This is a genomic window from Haloarchaeobius salinus, from assembly GCF_024464185.1.
Taxonomy (GTDB): domain Archaea; phylum Halobacteriota; class Halobacteria; order Halobacteriales; family Natrialbaceae; genus Haloarchaeobius; species Haloarchaeobius salinus.
In genome coordinates, this window is the sequence record NZ_JANHAU010000009.1 from 1 (window position 1) to 15,771 (window position 15,771).

Consider the following 15,771-nt stretch of genomic DNA (forward strand, 5'->3'; position numbering starts at 1 on the left):
AAGGTGACATAGACGTCCTCGCCGACCTCGTGGCCCGCGTCCTCGAGCCGGTCGCAGACGATGTTCGTCGTCCCGGGGTAGATGGTCGAACGGAACACGAGCAGCGTGTCCTCCTCGATGTGGTCGACGACCTCGTCGACGACTCCCAGGAGCACGTCCATCTGCGGGTTGTGGTGCTCGTCGATGGGCGTCCCGATGACGATGAAGACGACGTCGCAGTCCGCCGTCACGGCTGCGTCGGTCGTCGTATCGAGCCGTCCAGCGTTGAGGGCCGATTCGAGGAGCGACTCGCCGCCAGGCTCGCTGAACGGCATCTCGCCGTTCTCGACGGTCCGCAGTCGTTCCTCGTCCGTGTCGATGAGTGTGACCGAAAAGCCCGCGTCGGCCAACACGAGGCCCATGGGGAGCCCTACGTGACCTGCGCCGCCGATGATGCCGATTCTCATAGCGGACGTGTCCCGCGTACGGGTATCAAGCTTTCTTTTGAGTCTATGTCTGGGTTAGGGTCGCCTATAGCGATGTTTAAGAGCAGCTTTTGCCCCTCGAATAGTAAGCTGATCGAGAGTAGTATAAATCCCGGCTGGTAGCTTGTCGAACGAGTCAAGGAAGTAGTTGCAGAGAACCGCTTGGATTTTCCGCTATGACTAGCCGAAGAAATCTAACTACGCTGAACAGGATAATAACGTTACAAAGACGAATTTGATACAAATAATCAGGTCAGTGGCGAGTGATGTTTAGAAGTGCGATGTTAGAGTAAATGAAATCAGCTGGGTTTCTATTTTTTGTATAATCTTGGAACCTTTTATATTCTCCATAAGATGTGGTCGAATTTATAATGAGTCACATCGAGGACTACTGCCACATTTCCAAGCCGAAGTGCCACCCAAAGAACATACCTCAATTCCAGATGTTCAAACTCCTCTTTTCGACGAGAAAGAAACCGGCATCGAACAAAACAGAGGATAGTTATTGTCGACTATATAATAAAACAGCTGTGATTGCGAACTCTGAGGGCCCCTGGGACCGTTCTTCCATGTCAACGAGGTTCACCCATAACAGGAATCCAGATATTTTCGTCGCAGTAAAGCACTCTGTTCATACTGCAGATGGCTCAAAAGAAGATGATCGGAAGTCCTCGATGTGGTCGTAGTAGTACGCCAACGCCCGGTGGACGTCGCCGAGATCGAGGTCTGGATACAGCTGTATGATTTCGTCCGGGTCGTTTGCCGCTGTGCTCGTACGCCGAAGCGACGTCCTCCACACGGATACCCGTCCCTTCCATCGTCGGCGCACCGTCGCTGTGTGCTGGATCCAGGACGATTGCCATACTACCAGTCGAGCCTTGAAAGTCTTGAATTATCTGGGTCTGTCGACGGGGCGTACTCACCCACAGACGTCGACCTCAACCGTTCCCAATCCCACTTTCGACGAGTCGACGTGCCCTGACGTACCTGATTCTGCGTTCCACGACGAACCATAAGCTCACGAGCAGCGCGCCGAGCGTGTTCGCGAGCAGGTCGCCCCAGCCGAAGGTGCGGTAAGACAGGGTCCCCTGCGCGAGTTCGATGAGCACGCCGAAACCGACCGCACCGCCAATGACGAGGGCTGCTCTGCGGTACGGCTGGTCTCGTCGTCTGGCTGTCGCGTAGGCGAGCGCGAGTGCGAGGCCGGCGTAGGCGACGAAGTGCAGGTGTTTGTCCCAGAACGGTGTTGTTCCGGCTGGTTTCGGCGGAACGGTGACGATCGAGAAGTAGACGATGACGAGAAGGACACCGACGACACCGAGCCAGCGAAGCGGTTTCGGGAGCAGGGGGAAACGAAGTCGTGCCATCAGGTTCTCGTCCAGTCCTCCCGACGGTCGGTAAAAGTATGTTGTCGTTCGTCCGTTGCCGGGAACCGAGTGCTGGTGGCCTGGGCTACTGCGAGGCTGCGATGGACCCGATGACCGGGAGCTCGAACCGCTCGCCCTCGTAGGCCTTGTACAGGAGGAACGCCCAGACGAGGAACGTCACCAGCCCGACGACCGGGTAGAACAGTCCGAAGAGGAACGAGAACAGGTCACCGACGACCGGGAGGAACGACAGGAACAGCGTGACGAACGAGAGAACGACGTAGACCGCGACGACGACGACGTTGAACGCGATGCTCTGGATCGCGTGGAAGCGGACGAACTCGTTGTCCCCGTCGATGAGGAGCATCGCAACGCCTGTGATGAAACCGAACAGGTACGCGACCGCTCCCGCCACGTTCGGTTCGAGCCCCGATTCCGTCGTGGTGGTCGACTTCGTGGTCGTTCCTTCGTCCATCGCCACAGTCAGTCACCCCCTTCGTGCTGGTGGTCGATTCGGAACGGGTCTGTTGCCGGTCGGTTGGATGCAACCATACACCCCCACTAGGAGGTGAGACCATGACATTCGGGTCTAGGTGGCTAGCCTGCGGCGGATTTCGCGTGCGGGACTGGTCGCAATCCTCTCGAGAGAAAATTCAATCGGCTACCGGTCAGGTGTCCCGGTTCTCGTCGTCTGCGGGTTCATCCTCGTCGCGGTGCTGTGCTGGTTCCGCATTCTGGTCCGGAGGTTCGGGAGGCGCTAACGCGCTCGCAACGAGTCCCCCGATTCGGGTATCAGCTGCCCTGTCGATCCCACGGTCGACAGCGACGAGACCCTGTCTCAGTCGCGACCCCTGCCAGTACGGGTCGAGACGGTCGATGACGGCATCGAGCAGCTTGATGAACGGGCCGACGGTGTACGTCTCCCGCAGATCGATGACGATGACGTCGGGCTCCGGCTCCTTCGTCAGCCACCGATAGAGGAACGAGTTCCGTACCGTCGTCCCGAGTTTCTCAGCCCTGTTCGAGAGTACCGAAGCGACTCGTTCGAGCGTTGCGATCGTCCGTGACCCATCTACGAGCTGGCGAGCCTTCACGGACACCGAGCCACTGTCCTCCCCATCGACCACGTCCTCACCCATCGTTCACACGGACACCACGGTCGCGCGGATGATGACTGTTCCGAAATCTAACAAGACAGTCTCGCCCTGTCTGAGCGACGTCCCCTTGAACGTGATTCCGCTCGCCGACTCGCGAACTTGGATGTCGGCGGTGATGGTCACATCCTTGTTCACCGGGTGGTCCCGCAGGAAGACGTTGCCGTCGTCGCTCGTGAGCACGACCTGTGCCGGTTCGACCTCGACGTTCGAGACGTCCACGATCGTCTCACCTGCGACCTGTTCGGTCATGCCCGCCTCGACGCTGTTCGCCACGTCGGGTTCGACGTTCTCCAGTTCGAGCGTCACCTCGCGCGTGGTCTCGGTGCCGCGCTGTTCGAGCGCGTTCTCGCGGACGACACGGCCCTGGAACTCGTACTCGTCGGTCCGGAACGGGAGCTGTGCTCCTTCACGTACGCGCTGGCCGGCAAACTGTGGGGTTTCGCGTGGTTGATACGTCTGGTACGTGACGCCGATGTACGCGAGCCGACGGTCGGACGCCCCGGTTCCGTACGCATCGATGGTCTGGATGGTCGCGACGGTCTGGTCGTTGACCAGGTACTCGTCGCCTGCTTCGAGTTGTGCGAGTGTGTCGCTGTCGAGTTCGGTCCGAAGGAGCACGTCAGTTTCTGATACAGGGAGTTCGCTGACCCCTGTCCGGAGGAGCGTGCCCTGCAGGTCGAACTCGCCTGTCGTCAGCTGGACGGTCTGGCCGACTCGAAGTGGCGTCACGCCGAATCGGAGCGTATCCCCGTCCTGATGAGCGAGCAGGTTCGCGACGACGACGGCGCGACGCTGGTTCGGGTCGTCGGTTTCGTAGAGACGGAAACTCTCGATCGAGGCTATCGTCCGGTTGTTCCGGGTGATGGTGTCGTCGGTGTCGATCCGGTCCGCCTCGTCAGCCGTGACCGTTGTTTCGAGGAGTACGCGCGTGTTCTGGAGATCGAGTTCTGGATTCGATTCATCGACTGCAGTGATGCGCCCAGAGGTGCTGTATGTCGACGTCGTGATGGTGAGCTCACGACCGACGCGTGGGGGCCCCCCTCTGTAGTTGAGGGTTCCTTCGTCCGTGAGTTGCCCATCGATAGCGACCCGGGCCAGTACTCGCCTGTTGCTCCCATCGTCTGTCACGTACACGTCCGTGACGGTGAGTTCCTGCTGGTCGTTCGGCGTGACGTTGTCACCTTCTTCGACGAGGTTCGCCACGTACGCTGGCTGGGTGCCGAGGTCGAGGGTGGCGTAGCGGGTTTCAGTGGACGGTCCAGAAGGTGGGTCCCCACCCTGGATAAGTGCGAATCCAGCCACGACGACTGAGAGAACGAGCAAAACCACGAGCACATCGACTACGTTGACAGTTCCGAATAAGTTGCCATCGTCATCAATGAGACGCATAGATTTCACCTCTGTTATCCATGTCACCAAACGATGTTCGACAATGGGACAAAACCATTCCGGAATATCGTCTCCTACATTCCAGGGCAAACCGTATATGTATAACAGTATTTGAGTGTGATAACTCAGGAGGGGGCCAACCGACGCAGGCCCAACTAGTGACTTCAGAGCGATTTTTTATTTATTTCGTATCAGCGAACGCAGCTCCCTCAGTAGATTAGGAAGGAACCATCCTGAATCGACCCAGCAGGAGTCGCCCAGTCACAGATACAATAGTGCAGAATTTAGTCGTCTTCGGACCGATTTTCGCTCAGTCGCTCCCAGATCTCCGTACAGCCAGCACCGTCTTCGAGGTCATCAAGATGATCCCACTCTCGTTCGTCTTGCTCTGGGTTACTCATTTACTGAGTAACCCAAAGCAGACAACGTATTTATACATTTTGGAAGGTCGAGAACGGTCGCACAGACCCAAACAGCTGGGACCCCGAACACTGGAGTCCACAATCGTTCAACAGACGGGTTACTTAATCGAGCCGGCCTCTAATCGCCAGGTATGAGTACAGACAGCAATCCGGACGAACTCCTCGACAAACTCGAACTCACAGAGTACGAACGTACCGCACTCAGACATCTCATCGAGCTTGGTCGAAGCTCTGCACCGGATATCTCAGAAGCGACGGGGATTCCAAAGGCTCGAATCTACGGCGTGCTCGAAGCGCTCGCTGATGCAGGATATGTTAAAATCATACCCGGACGGCCAAAGGAGTACGAGTCGAAATCACCCGGTCAGATCCTCGACAGGGCCATCGAGAACCAGAGACAGGAATTCGATACGTATCGACAGTCAATCGAGTCGATTCGGCCGGAGTTTCTTCAGACGTTCGAAGAGCTTGCTGCCGACGCAGATGACGAGCGCTCACCGACTGAAGAGTTATTTCACGTCGTCAGCGTTGGCACGCCCAGTGAACGCGAGACACGCGCTCTCTACAACGACGCCGAGGAGCAGGTCTGTGTCATCACGAAGAGCTTCGAGTACTTCGAAAGCGTGCGACCGAGTATCGAGTCCGCGCTCGACCGCGACATCGCCGTCAGTATCCTCTTCTTATATCCAGAACATCTCGACAGTTCGAACCGAGACGTTCAAAAGGAGATATTCGACGAAATTACGGGCTCGTATCCAGCAATCGAGACGCGGTTCAGCAAGGAACGACTTCCCTGGCGTGGGACGATTGCCGACCCCAGTATGGAGTACGACTCGGGACGAGCGGTTCTCCTCGTCGAAGAAGAGGACATTCCGCTGTACAAACGGCAGGCAGCAGTCACCGAGAACGCATCGTTCGTCGCTGGAATGAAGCGGTACTTCGACCTCGTCTGGCAGTACGACACCGTGATCGAGTACCCGGACTGAACTCGTCCCCAGATGAGAAGTGGTGTTACTCCGACTTCTTCCGAATGAGACGGCGAATCGACTCCTCGACACCGTGCCTCGGCTCCCAACCCAGTTCCTCCCGCGTCCGCGAAATGTCGACCTCGAAGTCCGAAACCAGGGTCTCGTTCCCGCGGGGGTTCTCGACGAGCGAGACGGCCGTATCGATCCCAGCCTCGGAAGCTGCGATCTCCTGTACGAGTTCCGCGAGTGCCATTACGCTCGGGTCCTCGTTCGATGCGAGTTCGTACTTCTCGACGCCAGTCTCACCCGCATCGAGCGCATCGAGGAGTTGCTCGGTGCTCAGCACGTACGCACGAGCGATGTCGACGACGTGGACGTAGTTCCGTGCCTGGGTCCCTGGTTCATACACGGTGAGTGGTTCCTCGGAGAACGCACGGTTCACGAAGAAGTTCAGGACAGTGCCTTTGGAGACCGTCTGCCCATTAATTTCGTGTTCACCGTACAGGTTCGACTTGAGGTACATGTGTGCAGGGAACGAGTCCTCGGCGAACGTTTCGATTGACCGCTCACTGAGAAGCTTCGTATGGCCGTACCAGTTCATCGGGTCGCGGTCATCTTCGACCGCGATCGGGAACGAGTCCGGGTCACCAAGGACTGCCATGCTGAACGGGAAGACAAGCGCGGCACCAGTCTTTCGGCAGAACCAGGCGACGTTGTTCGTCCCAGTGACGTTCACGTCGTAAGCACGGTCCTTGTTGTTCTCACAGTCGTCGACACCGCTGATCGCCGCAAGGTGGAGGATGACATCCGCACCTTCGAGTGTCGACTCGAGTTCGTTCCGATTCCGGATGTCGACGTGCTGTACAGTGGTCTCACCGATCTGCCGCACATTGCCAAGGTAGAAGTTATCTAACGCGACCACGTCCCACTCGGGGTGATGTTCGTGGAGGAGGGCAACGACTCGGCTACCGATGAATCCGGCAGCGCCTGTAACGGCGATAGTGGGAGGATCATTTCGCTCGGTCATACGTTCGCACCGAGTTCGTTCTCCTTGAACTGTCTTGCGAGTTCCCGAACCCCGTCGCGGACGGTGTGGTTCGTCTCGAACCCGATTTCTTCGACTCGGTCGAAATTTACGTGATACGAGGGGCCCGGGTGCTGGTCTTCGAGGTACGTCACATCCAAGCCCTTGTCGAGTTCATCTCGAACGATTTTCGCGATCTCTGCTATCTGGAAGTTCTGGTCGTTCGCTCCGACGTTGTAGACGAACTCCGACCAGACGTTCGGCTCCAATGCTGCACTCTGATATGCACGAGCGGCGTCTTCGACGTGGATGAACGGTCGCCAGTTCGTTCCGTCGCCGTACACCGTGAGTGGCCGGCCAGTCAATGCGCGGAATACGAAGTGGTTCACGACGAGATTGAAACGCACGCCCGGTGAGTAGCCGTAGTTCGTGCTCATCCGGAGTGCAGTCCCCGCGTAGCCGTACTCGTCGATTGCATCCTCGAGCGCTGCTTCACCCGCGTACTTGGCTTCCGCGTACGGGTTCAATGGGTCGGGCTCGGTCATCTCATCGATGTCCGTACTCGCAGCGCGACCGTAGCAGTTACACGACGACGCGAACACGACGTTCGAGATGTCGAACTTCCCTGCTGCAGTCAGGACGTTCTGCGTCCCGTCCAGATTGACCGCGAACGTCTCATCCCGACGGTCGTGCGTGCTCGCTGCCCCCGTAATCGCTGCAAGATGGACGACGGTATCGATGTCGTGCATCACGTTTTCGACATCGCCGTACTCACGGATATCGCCACGACGGAATCGGAGATCGTCGCTCGCTCCCAGACCGGTGCCGAACAGAGCACGGGGGGAACCGGAGTCGAAACTATCCAGAACCGTCACTGAATCCACGCGCTCGTCGGCCAGCAATCGCGGGACGAGTACGCTCCCGATGTAGCCACAGCCGCCGGTCACGAGAACCCGCATTCGTGGCTATTCCTCGAGAACGCCCGGCAGGAACCGGTCCTCGTGGGCTTCGATGGTGTCCTCGTATTCGACGAGCGTACCGAGGATATCACGCACTCCGGACTGGAACGTCTGAGCCTGTCCACCGATTACGTTCATGTAACGCTCGTTCTCGATCTCCATCTCGTGTTCCTCGTCCTCGTCGCGGGGGTTCTCGAAGTGTTCGACTGCCACATCGAGGTCGAACTCCTGGCCGACGCCAGCGATTGTCTCGGCAATCTCGACGATACTGATTGCGCGCGTAACCTGGTTATAGACGACGAGCCCATCGTCGTCGCGTTCCTCGGGGGCGGTGAGCGCGAGTTCGGCCAGGCCTTCGACGGCGTCCTCAAGACTGATGAACGGCTTTCGCTGCTCGCCCTTCCCGTACACCGTGACAGGATAGCCGGCGACGGCCTGCGCGCAGAACCGGTGCCCAACGGTCCCGAAGTAGTAGTCGAAGTCGAAACGGGTCTTCAGACGCTCGTCGTCACGCGTCTCCTCAGTCTCGGTCCCGTACGTGATTGCAGTGCGAACGTCGCTGATCGGGATATCGAACTGCGAGTGGGCGAGGCGCATGTTCGCCGCATCGTGACTCTTCGTGAGGTGGTACCAGGAACCTGCCATCGCGGGGAACGGAACGTCATCGCTCTCGCCCTGGTTTTCCATGACTGCACCGCCTTCGGGAATCGGGAACTCCGGCGCGCCGTACACACCGGTGGTGGTGGTCTCGATGAAGTGCGTGTCGGTGAGGTCATGCTCCTCGAGTCCCCACAGCAGGTTCCGCGTCGCCTGCATGTTGTTGTGCTGGGTGTAGTTCGCCCGTTCACCGTTGATCTGCGAGTACGGTGCCGAGGGCTGCGCTGCCGCGTGGACGATCGTCTCCGGTTCGTGGACTGCGAGGAGCTCGTCAACGAAGGACTTCTCCGTCAGGTCACCTTCGACGAAGGAGAGGTTTCGAAGACCGTGTGTCTCTTCAGCGGCTTGGAGTCGCGTCTCAATGCCCGCAACCGGCGTTGCGCTTACGCTCCCGATTTCGTCGACCCAACGGCGACGTGCGAAGTTATCGACCAGAATCACGCGGTCGTCAGTTCGGTTTGCGATACGGAGCGCAGTCGGCCAGCCGAGGTAGCCGTCGGCACCAGTAACGAGAATCGACATGGTTACTCAGAGTCTGAGTAACCAGCGATAAATATTTGTTGATTGTCACAGGTGCAATCCGACCGATGGATCTCCGGGAAGATATCTACCGTATCGCCCCCCGGATTACATCGGAGAGAAATCCGAGATGCAGGCCCGTTCCGATTCTTCCAGACTGTAGTGCCTCCAGAGAACCTCTCGCTGCTACCACTATCTTTGTAGCTGAACACGAGCTGCGGAGATGAACAGGGTGTTTTCGACCGGTTGTCAAACCCTGCGCCGAGCGAGTTTCCGATTCAGTCTACCGAGCTATACGCGTAGACTCGCTCCCCACGGAGGTATCGAAGTACTCCAACCGCAACCCCGAGGTTCGCCCAGCAGTAACTGAACGCGAACGAGACGCCCGGTAGTTCCGTGTTCTTCTTATCTGCAACGTAACCGACAGCCGCTAAGGTGTAGAAGCCAAGCTGTGCAACCAGAAACCCGAACGCAGCCGTCGATGTCATCGCCAGTGCGACCGTCGAGACCAGAACGAGAAGGAGGAAGAACGGTACGAGGTATCGAAGCAGCCAGTACGAAAACGTCGTCATCGCCAGCAGCGGTCTGCGGGGGTCAAAAGCCGCTCGGAACCGCCACAGTGCAGTCAGTGCCCGGATCGTCAATCGCTGCCGGGTCGAGAACTCCCCCGACGGCGACACCGGGAACCACTCACGCGCAACCGCGCCGGGGGCAAACTCCGACCGCCATCCTCCCAGCAGCGCGGTGAAGGCGGCACTCTGGTCGATGTCGACATCCTCCGGCACGGGTTCGAATGCCCCTCGTCGCATGCTCATATTTGCGCCGGACATCTTCACGAGATGGCCCAGATCCCCCTGCCACCGACGGAGGAACTGTTCCCACTGCCAGTAGATCCCCATCCCCTGCCCAATCGCTCCGTCGTCGAAACTCTCCGAGCGTAAGGTCCCACAGACCGCTCCAACTTCCGGATCTGCGTAGCGATCGACGATGCGTCGTACGCAGTCCGATTCGTACCGCGTGTCTGCATCGGTGAAGAGGATAATCTCGCCGGAGGCCCTTTCCACGGCCATATTTCTGGTCTTAGATTTATTATGCGGTGTGTTGTTGAATGCGATAGCTCCGGCGGCACGTGCCAGTTCAACGGTACCGTCTGTGGATGCGTCGGACGCAACGATTATTTCGACTTTCTCCGAGGGATAGTCGACTGATTCAATATTCCGAATGCGTTCCTCGATGACGTCACCCTCGTTGTGAGCAATTACGATGACGGAGATATCCGGAAGAGAGCCATCGTCGAACGAGGAGGGACCATCCCACCCACCGACCCGTGAAATCGTCGCGAGGACTCCCGGATACAGGATGTAATGCCACGTCAGGAACCCAGCGGCGACGAAGAACACAATCAGCCACAACATTACCTGAGTCCTGTCCCAGAAGCCGATTAAGCGCACCGGTTCACCGCCGTCGATCCCGAGTGACAAACGGACTGCGAAATCGTTCGTACCTCTGTTGCCCAATCAGCCGCTTCACCGTCTTCAACGCGTACCATCGGCCCTGGACCTGAAGTCGATGACCGATCCGACAATCGAGGATGCAGCTTCAGGAGCACGATCCAACCAATCAATCGCCAGCCGAGGGACCACCCTCTGTCGTCTCGGTTCGGGAATCGTGTCGAAGAACCCTTGGCAGCCTGATTGAAACAGATATACAACGTCCATTTCTCGTTCAAATCCAGTATTGCAATCAACGAACTCCGGGATCTGTGCGACCCCGCCAAGCAGTGTGTCTTACTCATCGAGACGAACAATTCAAGTACTCCGTCGAAGCAATTGCCCTATATGGACGTTGTTCTCGTCACAGTAGACTCCTTGCGGGCGGATCATGTCGGGTTTATGGATTCCGATACTGCTCCCGATACACCGGCGATCGATTCAATTGCCGATGATGCTCTAATCTTCGAAAACGCGTATGCGAATGCACCATACACTCGTGCATCTTTCCCTGCCATCCTGACCGGGACCTACCCAGAGATGTACGGCGGTTATCGAAACCTGTCTGAGAAGCGCCCATATATGCCCGAGCGGTTCGCTGAGGAGGGGTATTCGACGGGTGGGTTTCATTCGAACCCGTACCTGAGTCCGCGATTTAATTATGGTCGTGGGTTCGATCGGATATTCAGTGGCGAGGATAACCAGACACCGGTTGCCAAACTCCGTAGGTTCCTTGCACACAACCTCTCCAGAGACTCGACTCTCTTCTCCATTCTCCAATCAGTTCGGACCCGAGTCGAGGGCGCGTTTGGGTCGGAGTTAGGAACCCCATATGTACCTGCCGACAACCTGAACGAGCAGGCCATCAACTGGCTCGACGACACTGATGGGCCAGTGTTCCTCTGGGTCCACTACATGGACGTTCATCATCCGTATGTTCCTCATGAGGGGACCGATAGCGAAGGAATAGACCGCGACCGTGCAATCAAAGTCCGAGAGAAGATGATATCACAGTCGAGTTCGCTCAGTGACTCCGAGGCAGCCGAACTGCGAAGGCTCTATCGGGGTGAAATCGAGTTCGTCGATCAGTGTCTCGCCGATCTGCTAGAGGCAGTAGAGCGAAACTGTGGGATGGAAGAGACAGTTGTCGGCTTCCTCGCCGACCATGGGGAAGCATTCGGCGAACACGACTACTGGGGGCACCCGGACGAACTTCACGATGAACTCGTTCGAATCCCGTTTGCGTTGGATATACCGACAAAAGACGGCGACCGCATCTCCACACCTGTTTCGACAGTTGACCTCTTGCCGACACTGATGGACGTTCACGACTGGGAGATACCCGACCGATGTGTCGGCGAGTCAGTGCTGGACTACGCCGAGAGAAATAAACCGAAAGAACGCCTGGTGTTCTCCCAAGCATCTGGAACGAAGGCGATGGTTGCCGACCATCGGTACAAATTACTCCGATACCTGGATGCCGACGAGGACATACTGTTTGACCGGCAAACGGACCCAAGTGAACACAGAGACGTCTCCGAAACCGAGAGCACTGTCCATAATGAACTTTCCGGTGTAATCGAGGATAGACTCGCGCAAATCGAAGCGAGTCAGGGTGTCGAAGTTGCGGAGGTTGAGATGACAGACGAGGTTGAGCAACGGCTCGAAGATCTTGGCTATAAATAACTACTCCGAAATTTGAACAGCCGCGCCGAGTGCACCGATTAAGAGCCAGTAGGATTCAGCGAGTTTTACGTTGATGAACGCGTCCTGAAACAACGCTGCCGTAGAGACACTGACTGTGGCACAAACCGCTGCCAAGCCTACCGCTGAGACTACCGGATCTTTGCTTCCTCGATACAACGTGTAGCCAGCTCTGGCAATCATCAGTAACGATAGGACGAACAACAGAACGCCGACCGCACCGGCCTCCACAAATACGCGTAAGAAGAAATTGTGGGCTTCCTCGACACCAGCGACGGGGATGAGGCTTCCTTTACCAGCACCTAAGAACGAAGTGCTGTCTAAACTAGCAATGATTGGATCCCACTTTTCGAATCGAGTAAAGATACTCTGAAGGACGTAGCTCGGTCGAAACCGGGCAACGGGGACAAACGGAGAGACTGCTACTAAGGCGACAAATCCAGTAACAGGTATAGTCACAAGCCAATAAGTCGGTAGCCTATCGACGACCAACGTCAAGCAAACGAGCGCAACAACCGCCGAGAATATCGAGGCTCTCGACAGGGAAGCAACCATCGCGATACCGATGCAGAGACCACCTATTCCCCACCACAGGGAACGGCTACGTTCCCGCCCAACGAGAAGCCATCCACAAGCCAAAAACAGCGGCGCTAGATAGTAGCCGCCGCTCGAGAGACGCGATGGTTCTCCAATCAAAGCGGTTCCAGATGCACCAACTGGCCGTCCGTAGTACCCGCTTTGTTTGATTGTTTGAAATAGTGGTCCGGTGGAGTCCATCAGAAGTTGGTAGCCCGCCCAACCCGCATTGACCAAGGCACAGCCAACGAAGACGACAGTTAACACGTATAGTTGCCTCCGAGTACGTATAATGTTTGAAACGGCAACTGCTATGAGGATGAATTCGACCTCCTTCAAGAAATAAAACACCCCACGGAATAGCGGCAGTTCAAGGAGGGTTATCCCGACGACAGTAGTAAGTCCTGCAACGGCAAGGTACGCGAAGAGCGCAGTGAAAAATCTCGTCAGGCGAATTCGACTGTGTACTGCAGCTCTATCGAACACGAGTGACAGCAGAACAATAACGAGCAGGAGATCCTCTATCCGGATGTCAAGCCGTCGGCTCCCGAGTAGGCCAAAGTCTAAGGGAATTCGGGGAGAAAAGCTCACTGCAGCTACAAGCAGAACCACGAGCAGGAACTGCACTGTAAAATATCTGTCCTCACCGACAGTCGTAGCTCCGAACGCACTAGCGGTGCCGGTCAGTGTAGCAATCACAGCGATACTGGAGACTATAAGCATTATTTAGCCATCGCTCTCTCGATAACGTTACCGAACTGTTCGCCCGCATACTCGTGTGTGCAATGCGTCGTGACCCAAGCCCGTGCACGCTCTCCGACGTCCAAATTTCCGGTTTTACAGCGGTCAATCGTCGAATCAAGCGAGGATGTGATATCCTGCTCTGTCCTGCCCCCAATGATGAGTTCGTCCGAGAGTTCGGACCTGAGGTCGCTCATATCGGTGGAGACGATTATACTACCTGCAGACATAAAGTCGAGGAGCTTCGACGGGAACGTGTACGTACTTATGGGCATCTCTGGTGACTGGAAGTTGACGAGCACGTCGGCACTGACGACGCGTGTCCGGTACTCCTCCCATGGCAGTGTCCCGAAGTACGTTATCCGGTTGTCGTTGATTCGGTTGACCCGATTACGTATACGCTCTTTTTCCTCGTCCCGGCCGGTGCCAGATATCCAGAACTCGACGTTTTCGTTGTCGATCTGTGGAACGACATCCAAGAACAGATCGATTCCACGCACCGTATCGAAGTGACCGGCAAACATAACGACAGTCCTGTCTGGTTCCTCGTATTCGGGGTTCGGGAGTGTATCGGGCATTCCTATCGAGGGGAAGCCTCTGACGATAGCGGTGTTTTCAGTGTCCAATACCGCGGCAAGATTCGTGTTCGTACAGATACCGCCATCAAGACTCCCGTTGCAGAGTCTCTTGGTGAGTTTTGCGGTGATTCGGCGGAGAGCTGACCGGTGTACGAAGAGCCCGTCCTCATACTGAATCACATAGGGGAATCCGAACCCGTGCTTGCCTATCAGCCCCGGAAGCGCGTTCTCCGGCCTGAAATTATACGATACAGATGTGCCGCCCTCATATTTTTGGTAGATGGTTATCGAGTACAGGAGCGTCAGAATGATTGTAATCACATGGTTCACTACAGTAATTCCGAATACGTTTGCAGTCGGTGGGACGAGGACCTCGACGTCGTGCTCGTCGTCATGGAAGACCTGAGAGGAGTATGTATCCAGGCCCGTTCCACCGGGGACGACAGGCGAAACGACGGTCACTTCCAATCCTTCAGTCTGGATAGAGGAGATCGCACTCCGTTTCTTGCTCAAGCCCGCACGTGAATACCAGTCCCGATTATAGTGTTCCCTGATAGAAGATTCGAGATAAGAACAAAAATAGAGCACATGCGAAGCCATGGTTGTGCCAACCCCTCTATCAAGAGGTTACATATACCATTCGAAATGCCGTAGAGATTCGACTTAGACCGAACAGCCAGTAACCACAGCCAGAACCGGGACTCGCCTCGATGTTCGTGTTTGCGGCAATAGCAACTGACCGGACAATTAGGAACCCACGGACAAACGAAGCGAAAACCTACAGCAACCGCACACCACGTTAACTACTTCATCGAAGATTGCCACCTTGGGAGGTGATGATTTTAGACAACGCTTCAAACGGCGATGGATAATCGATATAACAGACGGTGGCCAACAGGCTTCATAGAGGATAGCTCCTAGAATGTCGACAGAGAAAACCGGTGACCTCCCAAAAACTGTTTTGCTACGGCACCAAGGCAGTGAATTCGACAAAGACGTCATCAGCCGTTGGCTGGCCGATGGAACAGATATGGTGGCGGAGCTGGTGATTGAGCCAGACTACCGACGAAAACTTGGGACCCTCAGACATGAGTATCAGCGAAACGGTCCCGTCGGTCTGCTTGACGCACTCACATTCCACTTATACTACAGGTACCGCCTCTCTGGATCTGAGCATGAGAAAATTCGCTCACTGACCGACGACATAGGAGGTCGCTATCCAGACCATCAAGTTGAGACATACTCGATAAAGGACCCCAACAGTAAACGAACGGTATCGCTGCTTCACAAGCTCGACCCTGACCTTATGCTTGCTCGATGTCGAATCTTGCTTGATGAACGAGTGTTCTCAACACCGGAGCACGGGACATTCGTTCTTCATCCAGGGATCTGTCCGGAGTATCGAAATCAGCATGGTTGTTTCTGGGCACTCGCTAATGGGGACGATACCAAGGTCGGCTACTCTTTACTCCGAATCGACGAGGGTATTGACACGGGCGAGATATACGCACAAAATGGGACGGCGTTTAATCCAAAAGAGGACGAACATATTTATATACAATTGAAAACTGTCGCGGAAAATCTCGGAGAGGTTGGTGACGTACTGCGTTCAGTCCACCGTGGAACGGCAGCACCAGTGGACACGACGGGTCGTAAAAGCGCTGTCTGGGGAATGCCGAAACTGAGTGCGTGGGCGACCTGGAAACGGCGAGTACATAAATTTGATATCGACCATGTCAACTCATCCGTTAACTGA

The 15,771-nt window shown here is 56.2% G+C and carries 16 protein-coding genes; 4 read left to right on the plus strand and 12 right to left on the minus strand.

Annotation, left to right across the window (positions count from 1 at the left end; all coding sequences use genetic code 11):
- Positions 1-446: NAD(P)-binding domain-containing protein (locus NO345_RS19105; protein ID WP_256301945.1), on the minus strand; the 446-nt coding region annotated here is incomplete at its 3' end.
- A 389-nt stretch (positions 447-835) separates the two neighbouring features.
- Here NO345_RS19105 and NO345_RS19110 point away from each other — a divergent pair.
- A complete protein-coding gene (locus NO345_RS19110) occupies positions 836-1,150 on the plus strand; it encodes a hypothetical protein (protein ID WP_256301947.1) in 315 nt (104 codons plus the stop codon).
- 252 nt (positions 1,151-1,402) lie between these two features.
- Here NO345_RS19110 and NO345_RS19115 read toward each other — a convergent pair whose 3' ends face one another.
- From NO345_RS19115 to NO345_RS20065, 5 genes are all read right to left on the minus strand, one after another.
- The gene (locus NO345_RS19115; RefSeq protein WP_256301949.1) at positions 1,403-1,831 is read right to left on the minus strand and encodes a VanZ family protein; all 429 of its coding nucleotides are present in this window, start codon (positions 1,829-1,831) and stop codon (positions 1,403-1,405) included.
- Positions 1,832-1,916: 85 nt separating this feature from the next.
- Positions 1,917-2,306: a DUF4870 domain-containing protein gene (locus NO345_RS19120; RefSeq protein ID WP_256301951.1), complete on the minus strand. Its 390-nt coding sequence runs from the start codon at positions 2,304-2,306 to the stop codon at positions 1,917-1,919.
- A gap of 193 nt (positions 2,307-2,499) precedes the next feature.
- Entirely contained in the window at positions 2,500-2,970 is a 471-nt protein-coding gene (locus tag NO345_RS19125) for a hypothetical protein (protein WP_256301953.1), read from the minus strand.
- Positions 2,971-2,973: 3 nt separating this feature from the next.
- Positions 2,974-4,377, minus strand: a complete 1,404-nt coding sequence (locus NO345_RS19130; protein WP_256301955.1) for a DUF4330 domain-containing protein — start codon at positions 4,375-4,377, stop codon at positions 2,974-2,976.
- Between the two features lie 284 nt (positions 4,378-4,661).
- Positions 4,662-4,778: a DUF8595 family protein gene (locus NO345_RS20065; protein ID WP_497007335.1), complete on the minus strand. Its 117-nt coding sequence runs from the start codon at positions 4,776-4,778 to the stop codon at positions 4,662-4,664.
- Between the two features lie 152 nt (positions 4,779-4,930).
- Between NO345_RS20065 and NO345_RS19135 the strand changes: the two genes are divergently transcribed.
- Positions 4,931-5,785, plus strand: a complete 855-nt coding sequence (locus NO345_RS19135) for a TrmB family transcriptional regulator (RefSeq protein ID WP_256301957.1) — start codon at positions 4,931-4,933, stop codon at positions 5,783-5,785.
- 25 nt (positions 5,786-5,810) lie between these two features.
- On the opposite strand, the gene NO345_RS19140 is transcribed toward NO345_RS19135, so the two are convergent.
- The 4 genes from NO345_RS19140 to NO345_RS19155 form a co-directional block, all read right to left on the minus strand.
- The gene (locus NO345_RS19140; RefSeq protein WP_256301959.1) at positions 5,811-6,794 is read right to left on the minus strand and encodes an NAD-dependent epimerase/dehydratase family protein; all 984 of its coding nucleotides are present in this window, start codon (positions 6,792-6,794) and stop codon (positions 5,811-5,813) included.
- On the minus strand, positions 6,791-7,750 hold the full coding sequence (locus NO345_RS19145; protein WP_256301961.1) for an NAD-dependent epimerase/dehydratase family protein: 960 nt from the start codon (positions 7,748-7,750) through the stop codon (positions 6,791-6,793). The genes NO345_RS19140 and NO345_RS19145 overlap by 4 nt, the downstream gene beginning before the upstream one ends.
- Positions 7,751-7,756: 6 nt before the next feature.
- Positions 7,757-8,929: an NAD-dependent epimerase/dehydratase family protein gene (locus NO345_RS19150; RefSeq protein ID WP_256301963.1), complete on the minus strand. Its 1,173-nt coding sequence runs from the start codon at positions 8,927-8,929 to the stop codon at positions 7,757-7,759.
- Positions 8,930-9,204: 275 nt separating this feature from the next.
- Positions 9,205-10,341 carry a glycosyltransferase gene (locus NO345_RS19155; protein ID WP_256301965.1) on the minus strand — a complete coding sequence of 379 codons (1,137 nt, stop codon included), beginning with the start codon at positions 10,339-10,341 and terminating at the stop codon, positions 9,205-9,207.
- Positions 10,342-10,764: 423 nt separating this feature from the next.
- Here NO345_RS19155 and NO345_RS19160 point away from each other — a divergent pair, with 423 nt between their 5' ends.
- Positions 10,765-12,102 carry a sulfatase gene (locus NO345_RS19160; protein WP_256301967.1) on the plus strand — a complete coding sequence of 446 codons (1,338 nt, stop codon included), beginning with the start codon at positions 10,765-10,767 and terminating at the stop codon, positions 12,100-12,102.
- Here NO345_RS19160 and NO345_RS19165 read toward each other — a convergent pair whose 3' ends face one another.
- Together NO345_RS19165 and NO345_RS19170 are read right to left on the minus strand one after the other, a co-directional pair.
- Entirely contained in the window at positions 12,103-13,419 is a 1,317-nt protein-coding gene (locus tag NO345_RS19165; RefSeq protein WP_256301969.1) for an O-antigen ligase family protein, read from the minus strand.
- Complete coding sequence (locus tag NO345_RS19170) at positions 13,419-14,528, minus strand: glycosyltransferase (protein ID WP_256301971.1); 1,110 nt, start codon at positions 14,526-14,528, stop codon at positions 13,419-13,421. Before NO345_RS19170 ends, NO345_RS19165 begins: the two co-directional genes overlap by 1 nt.
- Positions 14,529-14,937: 409 nt before the next feature.
- On the opposite strand from NO345_RS19170, the gene NO345_RS19175 reads away from it, so the two are divergent.
- Positions 14,938-15,771 (plus strand): formyltransferase family protein, encoded by an 834-nt coding sequence (locus NO345_RS19175; protein ID WP_256301973.1) that lies wholly within the window; start codon positions 14,938-14,940, stop codon positions 15,769-15,771.

Bases quoted from the DNA above. Each gene is read 5' to 3' on its own strand.
- NO345_RS19110 (WP_256301947.1), top strand. From the start codon at position 836: ATGAGTCACATCGAGGACTACTGCCACATTTCCAAGCCGAAGTGCCAC.
- NO345_RS19115 (WP_256301949.1), bottom strand. From the start codon at position 1,831: ATGGCACGACTTCGTTTCCCCCTGCTCCCGAAACCGCTTCGCTGGCTC.
- NO345_RS19120 (WP_256301951.1), bottom strand. From the start codon at position 2,306: ATGGACGAAGGAACGACCACGAAGTCGACCACCACGACGGAATCGGGG.
- NO345_RS19125 (WP_256301953.1), bottom strand. From the start codon at position 2,970: ATGGGTGAGGACGTGGTCGATGGGGAGGACAGTGGCTCGGTGTCCGTG.
- NO345_RS19130 (WP_256301955.1), bottom strand. From the start codon at position 4,377: ATGCGTCTCATTGATGACGATGGCAACTTATTCGGAACTGTCAACGTA.
- NO345_RS20065 (WP_497007335.1), bottom strand. From the start codon at position 4,778: ATGAGTAACCCAGAGCAAGACGAACGAGAGTGGGATCATCTTGATGAC.
- NO345_RS19135 (WP_256301957.1), top strand. From the start codon at position 4,931: ATGAGTACAGACAGCAATCCGGACGAACTCCTCGACAAACTCGAACTC.
- NO345_RS19140 (WP_256301959.1), bottom strand. From the start codon at position 6,794: ATGACCGAGCGAAATGATCCTCCCACTATCGCCGTTACAGGCGCTGCC.
- NO345_RS19145 (WP_256301961.1), bottom strand. From the start codon at position 7,750: ATGCGGGTTCTCGTGACCGGCGGCTGTGGCTACATCGGGAGCGTACTC.
- NO345_RS19150 (WP_256301963.1), bottom strand. From the start codon at position 8,929: ATGTCGATTCTCGTTACTGGTGCCGACGGCTACCTCGGCTGGCCGACT.
- NO345_RS19155 (WP_256301965.1), bottom strand. From the start codon at position 10,341: ATGTTGTGGCTGATTGTGTTCTTCGTCGCCGCTGGGTTCCTGACGTGG.
- NO345_RS19160 (WP_256301967.1), top strand. From the start codon at position 10,765: ATGGACGTTGTTCTCGTCACAGTAGACTCCTTGCGGGCGGATCATGTC.
- NO345_RS19165 (WP_256301969.1), bottom strand. From the start codon at position 13,419: ATGCTTATAGTCTCCAGTATCGCTGTGATTGCTACACTGACCGGCACC.
- NO345_RS19175 (WP_256301973.1), top strand. From the start codon at position 14,938: ATGTCGACAGAGAAAACCGGTGACCTCCCAAAAACTGTTTTGCTACGG.